The organism is Rhodococcoides kyotonense (assembly GCF_001645385.1).
GTDB lineage: Bacteria > Actinomycetota > Actinomycetes > Mycobacteriales > Mycobacteriaceae > Rhodococcoides > Rhodococcoides kyotonensis_B.
Genome location: NZ_LVHI01000013.1, coordinates 1 through 15,240 on the forward strand (window position 1 = coordinate 1; position 15,240 = coordinate 15,240).

General features: G+C 66.0%; 20 protein-coding genes. 8 read left to right on the forward strand and 12 right to left on the reverse strand.

Going from position 1 to position 15,240, the window contains the following annotated elements; all coding sequences use genetic code 11:
- Positions 1–4,453 (reverse strand): MobF family relaxase (gene mobF / locus A3K89_RS12440; RefSeq protein WP_068426295.1); only part of this gene is annotated, 4,453 nt, incomplete at its 3' end.
- A gap of 202 nt (positions 4,454–4,655) precedes the next feature.
- On the opposite strand from mobF, the gene A3K89_RS12445 reads away from it, so the two are divergent.
- The 4 genes from A3K89_RS12445 (at position 4,656) to A3K89_RS25745 (ending at position 6,910) form a co-directional block, all read left to right on the forward strand.
- The gene (locus A3K89_RS12445; protein ID WP_068426297.1) at positions 4,656–5,120 is read left to right on the forward strand and encodes a hypothetical protein; all 465 of its coding nucleotides are present in this window, start codon (positions 4,656–4,658) and stop codon (positions 5,118–5,120) included.
- A 3-nt stretch (positions 5,121–5,123) separates the two neighbouring features.
- The gene (locus A3K89_RS12450) at positions 5,124–5,681 is read left to right on the forward strand and encodes a hypothetical protein (protein ID WP_157105305.1); all 558 of its coding nucleotides are present in this window, start codon (positions 5,124–5,126) and stop codon (positions 5,679–5,681) included.
- A 109-nt stretch (positions 5,682–5,790) separates the two neighbouring features.
- Positions 5,791–6,126 carry a hypothetical protein gene (locus A3K89_RS12455; RefSeq protein WP_068426299.1) on the forward strand — a complete coding sequence of 112 codons (336 nt, stop codon included), beginning with the start codon at positions 5,791–5,793 and terminating at the stop codon, positions 6,124–6,126.
- Between the two features lie 367 nt (positions 6,127–6,493).
- The gene (locus A3K89_RS25745) at positions 6,494–6,910 is read left to right on the forward strand and encodes a hypothetical protein (protein ID WP_156516175.1); all 417 of its coding nucleotides are present in this window, start codon (positions 6,494–6,496) and stop codon (positions 6,908–6,910) included.
- A 1-nt stretch (position 6,911) separates the two neighbouring features.
- Here the strand turns inward: A3K89_RS25745 and A3K89_RS12465 are convergent, their stop codons facing one another.
- Together A3K89_RS12465 and A3K89_RS12470 are read right to left on the reverse strand one after the other, a co-directional pair.
- Entirely contained in the window at positions 6,912–7,538 is a 627-nt protein-coding gene (locus tag A3K89_RS12465) for a DUF6308 family protein (protein WP_068426303.1), read from the reverse strand.
- A 14-nt stretch (positions 7,539–7,552) separates the two neighbouring features.
- Positions 7,553–7,915: a hypothetical protein gene (locus A3K89_RS12470; protein ID WP_157105306.1), complete on the reverse strand. Its 363-nt coding sequence runs from the start codon at positions 7,913–7,915 to the stop codon at positions 7,553–7,555.
- 252 nt (positions 7,916–8,167) lie between these two features.
- Here A3K89_RS12470 and A3K89_RS12475 point away from each other — a divergent pair, with 252 nt between their 5' ends.
- The 3 genes from A3K89_RS12475 (at position 8,168) to A3K89_RS12485 (ending at position 10,021) form a co-directional block, all read left to right on the forward strand.
- On the forward strand, positions 8,168–8,602 hold the full coding sequence (locus A3K89_RS12475) for a hypothetical protein (RefSeq protein WP_068426306.1): 435 nt from the start codon (positions 8,168–8,170) through the stop codon (positions 8,600–8,602).
- 121 nt (positions 8,603–8,723) lie between these two features.
- Positions 8,724–9,665, forward strand: a complete 942-nt coding sequence (locus A3K89_RS12480) for a hypothetical protein (protein WP_068426307.1) — start codon at positions 8,724–8,726, stop codon at positions 9,663–9,665.
- Positions 9,662–10,021 (forward strand): hypothetical protein, encoded by a 360-nt coding sequence (locus tag A3K89_RS12485; protein WP_068426309.1) that lies wholly within the window; start codon positions 9,662–9,664, stop codon positions 10,019–10,021. Before A3K89_RS12480 ends, A3K89_RS12485 begins: the two co-directional genes overlap by 4 nt.
- Before the next feature lie 96 nt (positions 10,022–10,117).
- On the opposite strand, the gene A3K89_RS12490 is transcribed toward A3K89_RS12485, so the two are convergent.
- The 9 genes from A3K89_RS12490 to A3K89_RS26325 form a co-directional block, all read right to left on the reverse strand.
- The gene (locus tag A3K89_RS12490) at positions 10,118–10,345 is read right to left on the reverse strand and encodes a hypothetical protein (RefSeq protein WP_068426312.1); all 228 of its coding nucleotides are present in this window, start codon (positions 10,343–10,345) and stop codon (positions 10,118–10,120) included.
- Positions 10,342–10,818: a ribbon-helix-helix protein, CopG family gene (locus A3K89_RS12495; RefSeq protein ID WP_157105307.1), complete on the reverse strand. Its 477-nt coding sequence runs from the start codon at positions 10,816–10,818 to the stop codon at positions 10,342–10,344. Before A3K89_RS12495 ends, A3K89_RS12490 begins: the two co-directional genes overlap by 4 nt.
- Before the next feature lie 66 nt (positions 10,819–10,884).
- Complete coding sequence (locus tag A3K89_RS12500) at positions 10,885–11,154, reverse strand: hypothetical protein (RefSeq protein WP_068426315.1); 270 nt, start codon at positions 11,152–11,154, stop codon at positions 10,885–10,887.
- Positions 11,155–11,399: 245 nt separating this feature from the next.
- A complete protein-coding gene (locus A3K89_RS12505; RefSeq protein WP_084423763.1) occupies positions 11,400–11,987 on the reverse strand; it encodes a DnaB-like helicase N-terminal domain-containing protein in 588 nt (195 codons plus the stop codon).
- A 53-nt stretch (positions 11,988–12,040) separates the two neighbouring features.
- Complete coding sequence (locus A3K89_RS12510; RefSeq protein ID WP_068426321.1) at positions 12,041–12,274, reverse strand: glutaredoxin family protein; 234 nt, start codon at positions 12,272–12,274, stop codon at positions 12,041–12,043.
- 393 nt (positions 12,275–12,667) lie between these two features.
- Positions 12,668–12,910, reverse strand: coding sequence for a hypothetical protein (locus A3K89_RS12515; RefSeq protein WP_068426328.1), 243 nt, complete (start codon positions 12,908–12,910; stop codon positions 12,668–12,670).
- Positions 12,911–13,041: 131 nt separating this feature from the next.
- Entirely contained in the window at positions 13,042–13,698 is a 657-nt protein-coding gene (locus tag A3K89_RS12520) for a DUF6349 family protein (RefSeq protein ID WP_068426331.1), read from the reverse strand.
- The gene (locus A3K89_RS12525; RefSeq protein ID WP_157105308.1) at positions 13,698–13,913 is read right to left on the reverse strand and encodes a hypothetical protein; all 216 of its coding nucleotides are present in this window, start codon (positions 13,911–13,913) and stop codon (positions 13,698–13,700) included. Before A3K89_RS12525 ends, A3K89_RS12520 begins: the two co-directional genes overlap by 1 nt.
- 154 nt (positions 13,914–14,067) lie before the next feature.
- Entirely contained in the window at positions 14,068–14,244 is a 177-nt protein-coding gene (locus tag A3K89_RS26325) for a hypothetical protein (protein ID WP_254303514.1), read from the reverse strand.
- Positions 14,245–14,523: 279 nt separating this feature from the next.
- Between A3K89_RS26325 and A3K89_RS12530 the strand changes: the two genes are divergently transcribed.
- Positions 14,524–14,742: a helix-turn-helix transcriptional regulator gene (locus tag A3K89_RS12530; RefSeq protein WP_068426336.1), complete on the forward strand. Its 219-nt coding sequence runs from the start codon at positions 14,524–14,526 to the stop codon at positions 14,740–14,742.
- Positions 14,743–15,240: the final 498 nt, after the last annotated feature.

Genomic DNA, 15,240 nt, shown 5'->3' on the forward strand with positions numbered 1-15,240 from the left:
CGAGTGCGTCGAGGGAGGCGAGGTAGTCGGCGTCACTGCCCAGAGGTATCGACGGTGTCGCTGCGTCGACTCCCGCAACGGTGGCGAAGGCCGGGAGGTTGTCCGGATCCGCGAACTCGGGAGGCAGCACGTCGGCAGCGGTGTCGCCGATCGTCTCGTCGAGTGGGGCGAGGGCTTCTTCGTCCTCGACCGACAGCGGTTCGACGGGCGGTGGGGTGTAGGTGCGGGCGAGGTGGTTCTCGCGCACCAGCATCTCGGCCCGCCACGTCAGTGCGGTGGCCAGTTCGTGGGCGGGCAGGGTGACACCGTGATCGACCGGGTCGACGCCGCCGTGCAGGAACTCGTACGCAGTGCCGAGCAACTCCCCCGGCGTCCACATGCTCGGGTCGGCGGCGTCGACGGTCGCCACGAGCGAGGGCCACGCCGGATCCGACATCACCCGGGCGGCAGCTCTGTCGCCGAGCAGTTCGATCAACATCGGGGTCCACGACGGGGTGAGCGCGGCGGAGTCCGCGGCGTCGGCGTCGAGCGCGGCAGCCGAGAGTTCACCGGACAGTCGCCACCACAGTGCGGCAGCGGGCAGCTCGTCGGGCAGCGGCGACGCGGCGAGGGAGTCGCGGACGAGGGTGTGGACGTCGATTCCGGCGCGGGCGGCGGCGGAGAGTCTGTCGGCGAGGATCGGGAAGTACGGATCGCGGGCGATGTGGGTGTCGAGTTCGTCGACGAACGGACGCCACCGCTTCACGGCGTCGTTGGTGGTGCCGATGATCGTCTCTGCGCGGGTGTCGAGGCGACGCTGCACGATTGCCGACGCGGCCGCGTATTGCTCGGGTCCGGTCGGGCGGCGGTCGGCGGGGTCGACGTCGTGTGCGGCGCGGAACACCGCGAGATCGGTGAGCAGGTCGAGGTCGGGTTCGCCGGTGAGCAGTGCGCGCGCCCAGACCGGTGCGGTCGTCGGTGTCCACGTGGCGACGTCGGCGGCGATGCGGTCTCGATGGCCGGTGATCGCATCGGCGCGGGCGTCGAGGTAGCTCGCCCACTCCGGTTCCTTGCGCAGTGCGTCGGGGATCGCCGGCAGCCACGGCAACGGGCCCTGCGCTGCGGAGTGTCGGCCTGTGGCGTCGAGTCGCCAGTCCAGGACCGCAGCTCGGTCGAATGCGCTACCGAGTTCGCGTTCGGTGATCGCGGTGTTCAGGGCGGCGACCGGGTCGCTTCCGTGTGCGGCAAGGATGGCGAGGTGTCCGCGCAGGACCGGCCATGCGGCGTCGTCGGTGAGGCCGGCGATCGCGGCGTCGGCGGCGGTGTCGATCGCGGCCATCACTGTCGGTCCGGCAAGGACTTCGCAGGCGGTGGCGACGGAGTAGTCGTAGGCGCTCGCGGCCGGTGCCAGATTGTTGTGTGGGTCGTCGGCGGCAGCGAGGGTGGAGTGCGCGGAGACCTGTGCACCGTCGCGGCGCAGGATCGCCCGGAAGTCGTCGACGGCGGTCGGGGGCAGCATTCCGCGTTCGGTCATCGCGGTGTGCAGGTCGCCGTCGGAGGCGGTCGCGAGATACATGTGGTTGTTCAGTCGACCGCGGGTGAGGGCGACGTAGGCGAGCTGGCGGGTTTCGTCTCCGGTGGCCACGACGTGGCAGGTGTCGGCGGTCGATCCTTGGGCGGAGTGGACCGTTCCGGCGTAGCCGAGTTCGGTTGCGGACTGGACGTAGTCGGCAGCCAGGGTGACGGTGCGTCCGAGTTCGAGGTGCCGGACCACCAGTGATCCGTCGCGGCCGACGTTCTCGACGGTCCAGCGGTCACCGTTGCGGACCCAGTCGGTCTGCGAGAGCGGGTTGCGGCGGTCGTTGGAGCGAGTGCGAACGATGTCCCCGACACTGGCGCGGAGCCCGTCGGCGAGGACGGCTTCGCGGCCGACCTTGGCGTCGGTGGCGGCAAGACGGTCGGTGCGGGCACGGGTATTGAGTTCGGCGACGAGCTCACGAGTGGGTGCGAGCAGCAGCGCGTCCTTGCCGGCGGCGCGGTCGACGCTCCAAGCGATGTAGGCGTCGTCGGTGACGGTAGCGATGGAGCCGACGTGCAGCCGGGAATGGTCGATGTAGAAGCCGATCGCGGCGTCGTCGCCGTCGCGCAATGCTAGTGATGCTGCGCCTTCGGCCGCGCCGGCTACCTTGTCGCGAAAGCGCACCACCTGCGAGAGGGTGAGAGCGCCGACGCGGTCGTGGATGTCCCGCAGGACACCGCCGGAGGCGACGGACGCGAGCTGTTGATCGTCACCGATCAACCGCACCGTTGCGCCGCGTTCGGCGAGTGCGGTGACGGCGTCGTCGAGGTCGAGGGTGCCGGTCATGCCCGCTTCGTCGACGATGACGAGCGTGTCCGGTCCGATGTTGGTGTACCACTCGGGAACGGACACCGGATCGCCGTTGCGTAGACGTTTGGTGATGTCGACGAACTTCGCCAACGTATCGGTAGTCGTCAAGATATCTTGACGCAGGACTGCGGCGGCGGCGGCGGTCGGTGCGAACCCGATGACGTGTCCGCCTGCGTTCTGCCACGACCGTGTCAGTGCGGTCATGGCGGTGGTCTTGCCGGTTCCGGCGGGTGCGAGTGCGAGCTGAAGTTTCGCACCGGACGTGGCCATCGCACGCACCAGTGAGCGCTGCCCGGCGTTGAGTTCGCGTCCGTTCGCAGCGGACTCGAGCAGCGCCATCTCCACGTGCTCGTCGGCGACTGCAACACCGTCGTTGCGCTGCGCGAGAGCGACGATGCGCGCTTCGGCATCGAGGACGGCAGTGGTGGTGAACAACGTCGCTTCGTGACGGGTGTGCACGTCCCGACCATCGCGTCGACGCATCACGTTCGGGGCGATGTCTGCGGCGACGTCGTCACTGAGTTCGTCGCCGAGGGTGACGGCGTGGTCGGCGGCGCACGCGCGGTCGGTGATCGCTTCGACGAGGTCGGTGATCCGATCGGCCGGCGGATTGGCGGTGCGGACCTGACGGATCGCTTCGGCGCGAATGTTGTGCCGTTGGTAGCGCGAGCGTGCACGGGAGACGACCTCGACGACTTCGGCGGCGGTGTATTCGATCCAGCGCGGGTCGTCGATGTCCACGCTTGCCCGGGTGCGCTTCTTACCGGTCACCTCGGCGACCATCTTCGACAGTGCATTCGGTGATCCGAGGACGTCGATCGCCTCGGCGCGCCACCCTCCGCGTTGCTCGGCGTGCGAGCGCGGTTCGTGTTTGGCCTGCCGGGTTTCCAGCGTCGCGCGCTGCGCCAACCGGATCGCTTCGATAGCGGTCGGTTCGCGGTGATGCTCGGCCTGAAACTCGCGTGCGAGCTCGGCGGTGCGCACGACAATCGCGGCATTGCGGGAGGACCAGCGTTCTGCCAACCGCGTGTCCAGGCCAACGATTTCACGCACGGGACGCTTCGACCGGTCCTCGCTCGGACGTTCGGCGAACTCGACTCCGATGCGTTCACGCAGTTGCGCTTCGAGGGCGGTGTTGTAGACCTCGGAGGCGGGAACGTTGTTGCGGTACAACGCGGCACCGTCGAGCGCGAGCCACTTCGTCGTCCCGTCCGGCAGGGTCGTGGAGACCTTGTTCGAGATCGCGACGTGGGTGTGCAGGTTCGGATCCCCCGCGCGCGAATCGCGGTGAGTGAACGCTGCGGCGATCAATCCGTTCGCATCGACTTGCGCGACACCGCCGTTGCCGAGACGGGTGAAGCAGGCGTGCTCTTCGAGGTATTCGAGGGCGGCTGCGATCGCGGCGTCGTGCGCTGCTTCGATCTCCTGCGAGATCTCCCTCGGCGCAACAGCCCACAGCGCCGACACCGACTTGACCGGCGTGAACGTGAGGTCGAAACCGGCGACGGCTTTGGTGTTCTGTCGCCCCGATTTGGCGACCCACCCGGACAGTTCACGTTCGTCGGCCGGGGCGCGTCCGTACTCGCGCTCGAACATCTCGCGTGCGACGCGGGTGCGGATTGTCGCGCGCGCCTCGCCGTCGATCGGTGCGTTCCATTTCTCGCCGGCCGCGAGGTTGTGCTCGACGAATGCCTTCGCGCACGCGACCCGGTAGTCGGAGGCTCCGTTGTCGATCTTGAATGCGCGTCCGAGCTTGATCGCCGCCGACGCTGCCCGCTCGGCGTTCTTCGTCGACGCACCGGCAGCGAGCTCGGCCGCGAACTTCTCGGCGTACATCGTGTCGGCTTCGGGGTGAAGGCCGTCACCGAACAGCGCCTTCATGTGCGCCTCGGACACCTGCTCCCCCGCGCCGATCGTTTCCAGCTCGGCCAGACCGGACCCGGTCCAGCGGCCCGGTGACTCCCCCTTTTCGGAGTAGTACTCGGCCAGTGACGCGGCCCCTCTTTCGGTGGAATCTGCCGCTGCAACCTGCCTGGTCAGGTACGTATACCCGTCCCCAGCGGTGAGCTTGTGCAGACCCATCATGGACCGGACCTTACCAGCGAAATCGGCAAAGCGGCCTGAATGCATGAGGTCTGTGGGGTTGGTCTTGGCTTTTGGCTGTAGATCGGTAGGGGTTCGGATTGGAGGCTTGGGATGGGGTTTCGATGGTGGTGGATCGGTGATGCGGGAGGAGGTTGTGTCAGGATCTGTGAATTCGAGGGTGTTCAGGGTTAAGGTGGGCGGCATGGCGTCGACTCAGGCTCGGATGACTGCGCGTGCTCGGGCACGGGCAGCGCAGCAAAAAGTCGTCGCCGACCGCAAAGCGCGCGACGAGAAGAACATGGGCTCGTTGACGGACTACTTCGCGGCCGCTGACCAGATCGACGCGGCCCGGCTGGCGATGGCCCGCGCGCTCGACGACATCCGGGGCCGGGAAGGAACACTCAGCGCCGCTGCGACACTCGCGGGGATCACGACCGGCGAAGCTCGCAAACTTCTGGCACTGCTCGCCGACACCGCAGCGCCGTCGGCGAGCGCGGGCACCGGCGACGACACCTGGGACTCCGACTCGGATGCAAACGCAGAATCGCGTGATGGATCGGCCTTGAACGAGCCGGGTGACTCGACGGCGACCGTCGATGCAACGACGAGCGAAACCGCGACCGGCGACAGCGTCCCGGACGCCGAGCCCGCGACGAATCAGGGCTAGCCGGTGACCGCCGCGGTGATGCAACTGGCGTTGTTCGGCGACGACACCGACGCTGCAACACCGCAGCCGGTTCGCCGGGTGTGGCGACCGTTGCACCAGCCGTTGACTGCGAAGACTGTGGCGAGGTTCTGGGCGAAGGTGGTCAAAACTCCGAGCTGCCATTTTTTTAGGGGGTCGGTGAGTTTTCCGGACGGCTACGGCAGATTTACCTTCACCGACGGCGATGCACCACGCACGTTGTCGGCGCACCGGTTCGCTCTTCTGCTCGAATACGGCGACCTCGGTGACGGGATCGTCGGTGAGCACGACTGCGACGAGACATTGTGCGTGCGGGTGGCCGACGGTCACCTCAAACGCGGCACCCAGTCGGCGAACCTCGCGCACGCTGTTGCCGTCGGCCGACACATCGGACCGACACCGGCAGGCGGGGATCCGCGCGGACGGTACGGGCGCGCCGTTGCGATCCGCGACGCACTCAAGGACGGCTACGACGAACCGAGACTGCGGGCCGCGTTCGCGGGCCACAGCTTCGACGCCCAAGCACCACCGACGCTGTTCTGAAACGAACGCCGACACATGTCGGTGGCGACCGGTAGAGATAGATCCATCAAGGCTTCGGGCCGCTGCACCGCACCGGTGAGAGCAGTCCTCAACGAAAAGGACTTACGAGATGACGCTCTCCTCGCTCTTCACCGACGACGTCGGACCGCTCCCCCTACTCGCTGTCGCCGGTGCCGGATTCCTGATCTGGTACGTGCGGTACCTCGGTGAGAACGACCCCGGATGGAAGGGTTTCGTGGCGAACATTCTCACCGTCATCGGTGTCGGCGCGTACCTCGTCGTTCTCGCTGTCGTGTTCGGCGCGGTCATCGCGGTAATCGGCGCGTTCATCGCGGTGATGCTGTTCATGGTTCCCCTGTTCGCGCTCGGCGGTGCCAGCGGAGTCGATGACCGCAGGGCCCGTCGCGGGTACTACCGCAACCAGTACGACAACGACTACCACTGACCGATATCGCCCATCTGCACACGATGTCGCAGTCACCGTGCCGGGGCGATGTGCAGTCGATGCAACGGCAGCTGCGCGGGCCGTGTGCAACGCGTCGCGAGCCGACTGTGAAGGGGGGAACGCGTCACACCGACAGGACGTCGCCGTGCACGCGTGCACAGCATCGAGTGGACGGCACCGTGGCGAATTCCCGTTCCGTACGAACATGCCTCCAGTAACGTTCTGAGCAAACCGAACGAGATGGTTTCAGGTCTTACTAACACCATCGGCAGGAGAAGATGTGCGGCGACGCGGAACACCACGCAGTGAAGTACGCGACGCGCGATCGACGCAGACGCGGAGGAAGAACCTCGGGCGCGCTGCGGCCTTGACTGCATTCGCAGCCGTACTGGCGGGCTGTTCGTCAGACAGTGACAGCAACGGCAATGCAGCCGAGGAGACAACGGGGAACACGTTTGCCGCGTCCACCTCTGACGACTGGTTCGCGGCCGTCTGTAAGCCCGGCAGTTTCCTCGACGGGCAGGGCGGCTCAATGCTCCCCAGCTCGGATCAAGGATCAGCAATTTGCATGCCGCGCCAGGGAACAGACCAGATCGGGATCGGCCTCTATTCATCGCGGTTCAAGGCCGAGAACGACGTAGTAGGACAGGGACCGTACGCCACGATGGAGACCGCTGCCGGTTACATACAGGTTTTCGCTCTGTTCCTTCCTCGCTCGTCCACGGCTGCGCTGCAACCGCTAACCGAATTCGGCTTCGAACTGCATCCTGCGGTCCCCTACTGATCTAGTTCGACTTGCCGTGCATCCAACTGATGACGTCGAGGACGCGTAGCGCACTGATCTCGCCGGGCAATGCTGCGGCCGCTCTGACTCTCAGCAGTCGAGTGTGCAGCGCACCGCCGTCCGCGCGCAGCGCTTCCCGGATGGGATCACGGTGCACCATCACCGTATTCAGCACGCGCCCGACGACCATGTCGTAGATCGGGACCAGGCGGGGGCGTTTGCGGGCCATCAACTTCGTGGCGATGGTGCGGCCGATGTCCCCCACGCTTCGGAGTTCGTCCTCTAGCAGCAGGATCGGCGCGTCGGGTGTGAGCCCGTCCGCTTCGTCGACGAGGTCGCGATCCGGGCCAACGGCGTCGAGCAACTCGGCGAACCGTGAGGCTCGGGTGACGAGCAGTTCGCGCGCAGCGCTCGCGGTGACGTTGACCGACAGGAAGGTGATGGCGACGAGATCGTCGGCGGTGAACCGGTTGCTGTCGGCATCGCGGTTGTGTGGTGCCCAGCTGTCGAAGTACGCGCCGGTGTAGCACCCGGTATCGAGGTAGGTGCTGCCGTAGTACTGCCGCAGCAGAGCGACCGCAACGTCGTCGGAGTCGGCTGTCAGAGGCGGTGGAAGAGTGACACTCATAGCGGTCGATCGTGTCAGACAGCAGTGGTGTCGACACCGGGTTCCGGGTGGGGTTCGATGCGCTCCATGCTGTTGATGATCAGCGCGGTGCGCTCAGGCGGGCCGGACACACATGCGGTCGCAGCGATCGGGCCGGCCGTCTCGACGCACGATCGGCCGGTGCGTGCGAACGCGCGCGGGAACATCCAGAAGTCGATCGATTGGTCTGAGTCGACGAGACGCCCCATCGCCCACTGACCTGTCTGTTGATTCGTCTTCACCGTGACTTCCTCGAGGGTGCCGTGCACGACGACGTGCGTCCCATTGGGGACATCGCCGTCGAGTACTTCCTGCACTCGCACGAGAGGCTGCGGTGTGGTGGCGTCGTCGTCGGTCATGGTCGGCACAGTGCCAGCAGGCACCGACACGAAAGATCCACCTCCGCGCCGGTTGGCTCGCCGCGCAGCTCGCAGATGATCTAGGATCGAGTCAGTTCGAGCGTCGATGAGGGTCACGTTCGAGCGCGCCCCACCCGTACCGATTCACCCCGCACTGCGTTCACCGCACTGTGGGTTGTGTGGCTCTGTGAGCGATCGGTACCTGTCCGGTGGGGATTTCCGCGCACCGAAACTGGAAGGCCCTCACCTCTGATGTCCATCTCCCCCACGGTCGACAAAGACACCGTCATCGCACGCGCCCGCGCCGCGATAGAAAACCGCACCAAATACATCGAGTCCCTTTTCGACGCCGCCCAGGCATCAGCTGATGCGCGCCAGAAGGTCGCCGAGGCGACTCGCGCCGCTGAACACGCGAACGCCGAACACGCCGCCGCGTACAAAGAAGCGATCGATGCCGGGTGGACGGTTGCCGAACTCACCGGAAGTGGTCTGACCGCTCCGACACCGGTGGGCAAGAAGTCATCCAAGGCGTCAGCGAAACGCGCCACCGGTCGCGGTACGCCGCGCCGCCGAGTCGGTGCCGAGAACACCGCCGCGGCACCGGACCGACACCACGATGACGACGCCTCGTCGCCTGCACCCCACGTGTCGACCGAACCGCAGTCCTCGGCTGCGCCCGCGCACTGACCACTGCTGCCCCCGCACAACCCGCGCACCGGCACCGGTCGCGGATCCCCAGTGCGTCCTTGCACGCTCGACACATCTTCTCCGCGTGCGGGCGCACCCACACCTCGAAGGACCACTTGCCATGAGCCAGCCCGAATTCAACGTCGAAGTAGCCTCCCTCGACCGCAACGGCGATCCCGGTTTCGTGCACTACCGCGGCGCGTTCTACACCTCCCGCTCCGCCGGACAGTTCGCCCTCACCCAAGCAGCAGCACTGTCGGACACCCGCGAAGTCGACACTGTCTCCGTCGTCATCGACGCAGTCGGCGAGGGAACCTCACGCCGTGATGTCGAGTTCATCGGCACCCCCGGCGAACTCGCCGCCGAACTGACCGCGCTCCCCGCCTACGCCTCCGGCGCGCGGCGCACCGTCATCCCCGCACCACGCGCAGTGACCGCCGCCGTGGCCGCTGTCGTCGAAACGTCACCCCCGTTACCCGACTCGACGGTCGACGGTCCCGACACCGTCGCAGTTCTCGACGTGGAGGTGTACTCCACCCGACCGGGCCCGATCCCGAACTCGCGCACCGACGTCGGCGCGTACACCCCCGAAGACGCACACCGCATCGCCGAGCAGCTCGCGGCCGATCTCGGCGGCACCATCGAACCGATGCGCAACGAGACGGTGCTGCGCGTGACCCACGCAGCGGACGTCTCCGACACCGACCGCATCGCCGCCGAGCGGTCCGTGCAGGTACGGAACCTGCGCGCAAACCTCTCCGTCCTCGATCCGGTCGCCGACGCCGAACACATCACCGCACTCGCCGCCGACCTCGACGATCTGCGAGCTCGATCGAGGCCGGCCGCGCGTCCGGACAGCTCTGCAGCTGCATCGACTTCGGCTCCGTCCACTTCGGTCTCGGTCGAGGCCGACCGTGCGTCGACGCGTCCGCGCGGGTTGGTCACTTCCCCGACCGGACGCTCGTCCGGAGCTGCACGGGCCACCTCGTCCACGTTGCATACCGCCCCTGCCCCGACGCACACAGCGGCGACGTCGCGGTCTGTCGATCATGGTCTCGGATGACCACCGATCATCAGTTCCCACCGCAGACCCGGGAAGGGCGGCACCGACTACCTCGGCCCCCGCAGCGGTCCGACGCGACCGACGACGGGAGCGCCGTCAAGCCTGCTTTCCGGCTCGACGGCCGCGACCTCGGCGCGGTCCTCAAGTTCGAGGCAGTGCTGTGGAACGAACCGATGACCGGAGTACTCCGCGAAATCCACCTCACGCCCGGACGAGTACGCGTGGTCGTTCTTCAGACCGAACAGCAGAAGGGCCTCTACCCGCGATACACATCCAGCGGTGACCCCGATGCGCCGTATCTGGTCGACTACGACATCGACTTCGGCGACGAGGTCCGAATCGGCGATCGCCACTGACACCGCTCGTCCGACTCAGCCCGTCCGTACACGCGAGAAGGCACCCACACAGCCGGTGTGGGTGCCTTTGTCGTTCGGGCCGGGTCGGGCGCGCGGTCAGCGCTGCGGGTGCGGCGCGGTGCCGGGTGCGCCGAAGATGCCGGCCGCCAGTGCCCATGCGGTCAGGGTGCGGCGTTCGGCGTCGGTCGTCTCGTCGGCGTGCAGGTAGTCCCACTCCTGCAGCGCGTCGAGGTCGTGTGCGTCGGCTCCGACGTGTCCGCACCACCACAGGTACGCCCCGATCGGGGACTCCACCTCGGCGCTGACACCGCCTGCAGCGCTCACGCGTTCGCGCTGTGTGCGTCGGCGTACTCGGCCGCTGCATCACGCAGTACCGCTGATCGGCTGCGTCCCTGCTGCTTGGCGATCGCGTCGATACGTGCATCGAGCGACTGAGGTAGCCGGACCTGTCGCACCGGGGACTCGGTGCCGGGTTCGGCGTCGGGGTCCAGTGACGGACGTCCGCCGACGCGGTCGAGCAAGGCCCGGCCCGCAGCTGCGGCCTCGCGGCCCCGCTTCGCTGTTGTCGACTTGGTGGGCAAGGTCATCTCGTTCTCGGCCCAATCGGACAGAGCGTCGTAGTCCGACCCAGCATCAACCTCGGAGTCGAGTGCGCCTCGGGCGGAAGTAACGCTGTGCCCATTGTCTTGCGCCCATTGCCGAATTGCCCGGGCCTGATCGGCGTCCCGCTTGGTGGTGCGGGTCTGATCGGCGACCCGCTTGGTGGTGCCGGTGCCTGTCTTCTCGGTGTCGTTCATGGTGTTCACCTCTGGGTATGTGGAGCTGGGTACGTGGAGCAGTGTGCGAGCGGATGCACGGATCGTTCAGTCGTCCATCCGCTCGAGATGCTTCTGTTGTGCCTCCATGACGTGGAAGACGACCATCCTGCGCGGCGGAATCATCTCCACCATCACTTCGAGAAGCGGTCCCCCCAACATTCGGGGCGGGCCGATGAACAATGTCGGTTTCGCATGTCCTGGGACGCGCGGTTCGTCGAACTCCTCCTCGAAATACACGGCGTTCTCCATTGCGTACAGGGCGTCCGCGCGGTCGATTTCATGCTTGTCGGCGCTGACCGTCCACTCGATCCCCATATCGAGTAGTGTACTACAAAACCCGATGTTGTGTAACACAAAACCCGCTACCAAGGTGGAGCGGTCAGGCGGAGCGTCGCACCGCAGCCGGTGACCGGGTGGGTGATTCCCACCGCCCTGTGGGGCACGAAACGCCGTATCGTCAAGATGTGTTGACGAAACATCATCGTCGATGCGTCGTGACGATCGCGCGGATACGGGGGCGTGTTCCTGCGTGGTGGACGCGGCGGCGGTTCGACCATGGGTCACTGCCCTGCCCGAAACATGTTGAGCCGCTGCCACAGTGCGCGTTGAGCGCGCCCGTGCTCCACGAGATGATCGAACAGGTACTCCTCCGGCAGCTCCTCGGCGGCGTGGACGATGGCCGCTGCCACGGTCCGGTAACTGCGCCGGTAGGACTGGGAGAGAACGATGTCGGCGAAGTGGACGGCGGTGAAGCCGTCCGCCCCGGCGGTGATGACCTCGTTCAAGCGGCGACGCAGGGGCGCATCCTTGGCTCCGCCGGATCCGGATCGCATGAAGGCTGCGGTGACGCTCGCCGGGTCGTAGGGTTCGCCGGCCGCGACGAGACCTGCGATCACGACGAACATCCGCCGGTACGCGGCGTCGTCGAAGTCGTCGGCGGTCACGATCGCGGTGATGCGTAGATCCTCGGCGGACACTCCCCCGGTGTGAGCGCTCCACATCAGGGCGCACAGCAGCAGCGCCTCGGGGTCGGTGGACGGCTGATGCGCCGTCTCGTCGTCGATGCCGTGGTCGTCGGCGACAGCGGCGAGGCTGTGAACGACATGCTCGGGCTCGTCGGGCGGTGGAACTGCGCTCAGTGGCGTCATCGTCGGGCTCGTTCTCGCAGGTGAATCTCGAACAGGGTCAACCCAGTGGTCGGTCAGGCGGCGGCGAGCCTGTCGAGAGCATCGATCCGGAACCCGGACCAGTGGGTGTTCTCGTCGACGACCACGACGGGCATCTGCCGGTAGCCGAGTCCGTCGGTCACGAACTCGCGCGCCGCTGCATCTTCTGTGACATCGACGGTCGTGTATTCGATCCCGTGCTTGTTCAGGCGTCGTTTCGTTTGATCGCACTTGTTGCATTCGGGTTTCGTGTACACAGTGATCGACATAGCTCACTCCTCGAGGGAATTGTTCCGATAGGTTCAAATTCTACGCCAAAAGATTCCGATAAGCCATGGATAAATCGAGATAATTTCACTCGAATATGTTGGCGCACAATTGTTTTCTGTTTGTTGAGCAGTTCGGAATTACGTCGGTTGCGTTTCCTTATCGGCAGTACGGAGAGGAACACGTAAAAGCGACGGGAAACAGTTCATTTCACATTCGGGTCATGGTGCCGTCGCCCGACTACTGGTGCGTCGCCGTGATCGAGACATGCGAAACGCCACCGGAGTTGTTGCTCTACGGCGGCGTCAGTCGGGTACGGATGCGTGGGCGGATGAATGGATGATGGTCGGCGGCGCGGTGGCTCTTCGTTGCCGTCCGTTCGCGCCCTCAGCCGATCAGAAATGCCACATGCCGGACTCGCCGGCGTTGTAGTTGCTCCACCGCTTGTTGAGGTGGTCGGCGTCGGCCTTGGTGTCGGGCTTGACGAGGAAGGAGAACGATCCGGCCTGTAGGAGCATCCATACGGCGTTCGCGAGATCGGCATACCGGTCATCGTGATCGGTGGCACCGTCGAGCATCGGTGCTTTCGCCGGGGTGCCGGGGATGTCTACTTCGATGGTGATGGTGCGTAGGGTCATATTTTCGATCATGCCAGGATCTCGGCCGACAGCGGTGGGACATCGGGCGACGTGATCGCCTGGGCAAGTGAAGTGTTCATAGATGGTTGACCTTTCCGGCTCGATAATTCAGTAGCGTCGGGGCTGGGAGTTCAGTGCTGGCGGGCGAGGTGGGCCTCGGCGGTGGCGGCGGCGACGTCGTAGCCACCCCACGGTGAGCGGTGCGGGACCGAGCGCAGGCCGATGGTGACCCCACGTCGGGTGATGACGGGCCATCCGGTGGGGCGTTCCCCGACGATGTCGATAACCTTCGCTGTCCACACCTCATCCTTCTGCGACGGTGTGCGTTCGGGGATCACGATCGGGAGGTCGTCGATCCAGCCGGGTTGGGCGTGATCGAGAGCGTCGCACACTGCCTCGGACTCGTCTGCGCGGTTCTCCCCTTCCCACGGGCAGCCGGTGCACGCGCCGCGGTAGAGGTCGCCGCCGACGCACTGGCAAGCGGTGTCCCTGCTCGTATCCGGGCAGCAGCAGTCGAGGTCCGCTGCAATACAGGTGGGTTGGCAGATCTCGGTGGGTGCGGACGGGTCGCAGATTCCCGGACAGAACGCGTGAGAGGCGGCGGTCGAGCCGTGGCGACCCCAGGTGGTCGCCCAGGTTTCGAATTCGGCTACGCGAGCCTGCACCCCTCGGGTGGGGCTGGCGAACAGGATCGGGATGCCGTACCGCTGGACGCGGCTGTTCTGCTCGTCCAGCTCGGCGGCGGCAAGCACCTCGAAGATGTCGATCTGGCCTGCGGTCTCGGCCATCACCGCACGCCCAGCTCGGGGCGGGTGATGGACTGCACGGCGAGGGAGAGTCGTACGTCGCTGGCGTCGATGACGACGGGGTGGGTGCGGCTGTACCAGGCACCGGGTGCGTCGAGCAGGGCGGTGACCTCGACGCGGCCTGCGTGCGCGGTGCGGTAGCCGAGAATGTCGACGATCGTTCCGTCGAACTGGGTGTCGAGCGAAATCAGTTTCATTCCAACTCCTTTGAGGCGGCGGCGCGTGGGCATAGTGGGCGCGGTGAGGGTGGCGGTCATGAGTACTCCCCAGATCGGTGGAGAAAAGGAGCGACAGCGGTTGCGGGCCGTGCGCAGATGTTCAGGAAGGCAAGGTTTGACAGTCGGCGCATTCTCAGCGCCCGGCGGTCGAGGTGCAGGTCCGCCGCTCTTCACAGAGCCAGCAGATCTGGTTGCGCTTGCGGGTCGAAACCTGCTGCGCGGCAGCCACGGTGGCGGCCTGTGCACGGTACTGCTCGCGGGTGCTCGCGTCACGGGCAGCGAGGTCGGCGCGAACCTGCTCCGGGATCACGGGCCAATCCGTCGGTTCGTACGTTCAGCATGTCCCCGAACGCCGCGCGGCAGGACTGGCACACATCGCCCGGTGTAGCGACCGGAACAGCACACCCAGGCAATGCACAGGATGTGAACAGCGTTTGTTGCCAATCACTTTCGGTGCCGTCAGTGCGTGTCGAGGTCATACCCGAACCTTACAGGGTCAGACTGTAAGGTGCAAGGCGTGGAACCAGAATCCTTACAGTCGGAGCCTGTAAGGTCAGGGCATCGACCACTACGACCCAGGAAGCACCCGATGCCCGACGAACTCACCACCGCCGACGTGTTGGCGCTGATCGAAGACAAGACCGGCAAGGCCATATCGGCCAAGACGTGGTCGTCGTACGTCACACGTGGACAGGCCCCCAAACCGGCTCGACACCTCTCGCGCACCCCGCTGTTCTCGCGAGAGGACATCGAGCAGTGGATCGCCAACCGGCCTGGCAGCGGCGCGCGAACCGACCTGCGCGGGTGACGTCACCGGAGAGGGACGTCGATCCGGCCTCGGTAGCAACGCCGGCGGAGCAGCCGACCTCACTACCCGACCAACTGTGGCACTACACCGACGCCGCCGGACTGCTGGGAATCCTCACCAATGTCGAGCAGATGCCCGATCCGAACGTCGTGGGGTCGGGCTCGTACAAGCCGGTCCTGCGGGCCACGGCAGCGCAGTTCCTCAACGACCGCCGTGAACTGACCCACGGCCTCGCTCTCGTTCTCGAACACCTCCGCCTCTGGGGCGGACGCGGACTGTTCCAGAGCAATCCCGCAGCGGACACATTCATGCGCGCGGTATGCGACGCAATCCAGTCGATCATCGACCGTGAGTATCCCGACTACCTCCACTGTTGCACTGTCTCGTTCTCGGAAGATCCCGACATGTTGAGCCAGTGGCGCGGCTACGGCCAAGGAACAGGAGGATTCGCGATCGGCTTCGACCCCTCGAAGTTCCCTCGATCGGACGGCTCCAACG

Coding starts and splice junctions, on each gene's coding strand:
- A3K89_RS12500 (WP_068426315.1), bottom strand. CDS start 11,154: ATGGGGATCGAGTGGACGGTCAGCGCCGACAAGCATGAAATCGACCGC.
- A3K89_RS12515 (WP_068426328.1), bottom strand. CDS start 12,910: ATGACCCTACGCACCATCACCATCGAAGTAGACATCCCCGGCACCCCG.
- A3K89_RS12470 (WP_157105306.1), bottom strand. CDS start 7,915: ATGACCGACGACGACGCCACCACACCGCAGCCTCTCGTGCGAGTGCAG.
- A3K89_RS12510 (WP_068426321.1), bottom strand. CDS start 12,274: ATGTCGATCACTGTGTACACGAAACCCGAATGCAACAAGTGCGATCAA.
- A3K89_RS12445 (WP_068426297.1), top strand. CDS start 4,656: ATGGCGTCGACTCAGGCTCGGATGACTGCGCGTGCTCGGGCACGGGCA.
- A3K89_RS12455 (WP_068426299.1), top strand. CDS start 5,791: ATGACGCTCTCCTCGCTCTTCACCGACGACGTCGGACCGCTCCCCCTA.
- A3K89_RS12495 (WP_157105307.1), bottom strand. CDS start 10,818: ATGAACGACACCGAGAAGACAGGCACCGGCACCACCAAGCGGGTCGCC.
- A3K89_RS12520 (WP_068426331.1), bottom strand. CDS start 13,698: ATGGCCGAGACCGCAGGCCAGATCGACATCTTCGAGGTGCTTGCCGCC.
- A3K89_RS12485 (WP_068426309.1), top strand. CDS start 9,662: ATGACCACCGATCATCAGTTCCCACCGCAGACCCGGGAAGGGCGGCAC.
- A3K89_RS12465 (WP_068426303.1), bottom strand. CDS start 7,538: ATGAGTGTCACTCTTCCACCGCCTCTGACAGCCGACTCCGACGACGTT.
- A3K89_RS12475 (WP_068426306.1), top strand. CDS start 8,168: ATGTCCATCTCCCCCACGGTCGACAAAGACACCGTCATCGCACGCGCC.
- A3K89_RS12530 (WP_068426336.1), top strand. CDS start 14,524: ATGCCCGACGAACTCACCACCGCCGACGTGTTGGCGCTGATCGAAGAC.
- A3K89_RS12525 (WP_157105308.1), bottom strand. CDS start 13,913: ATGAAACTGATTTCGCTCGACACCCAGTTCGACGGAACGATCGTCGAC.
- A3K89_RS12505 (WP_084423763.1), bottom strand. CDS start 11,987: ATGACGCCACTGAGCGCAGTTCCACCGCCCGACGAGCCCGAGCATGTC.
- A3K89_RS12480 (WP_068426307.1), top strand. CDS start 8,724: ATGAGCCAGCCCGAATTCAACGTCGAAGTAGCCTCCCTCGACCGCAAC.